At 61.3% G+C, this 300-nt stretch carries 1 protein-coding gene; it reads right to left on the reverse strand.

Annotated elements, in window-relative coordinates; all coding sequences use genetic code 11:
• Positions 1 to 21: 21 nt before the first annotated feature.
• A partial coding sequence (locus F6X37_RS36115) for an IS4 family transposase (RefSeq protein ID WP_316252040.1) occupies positions 22 to 300 on the reverse strand: 279 nt, incomplete at its 5' end.

The following is a 300-nucleotide window of genomic DNA, read 5'->3' on the forward strand; positions in this document are numbered from 1 at the left end:
CATAGCGTTATACATAAGTCCTTAGCCGAGCCCGTCGCGGAGCGCGCGTAGCGTGTCAGCGGCAGCGAGTACCTGATCGAGCCCTCGCCAGATGGTCTTGGCACCCGGTTCACCGTCGCTCTTTCGGCCGAGGAAGCCACCGATTTGCGCAATCAGCCGCACGACCTCATTCACAGTGGGCGGCGGCGTCGGCATCTTCTTTTTGGCCAGCAGGTGGGCGCCACGAATTTCGTCCGGATCGAAGAACAAGGCGGCATCCAGATCCGGACAGGTCCGGCCTTTGCGCATCAGATACGTCAC

The sequence above is a fragment of the Paraburkholderia sp. 31.1 genome (genome assembly GCF_014397645.1).
Taxonomy (GTDB): domain Bacteria; phylum Pseudomonadota; class Gammaproteobacteria; order Burkholderiales; family Burkholderiaceae; genus Paraburkholderia; species Paraburkholderia tuberum.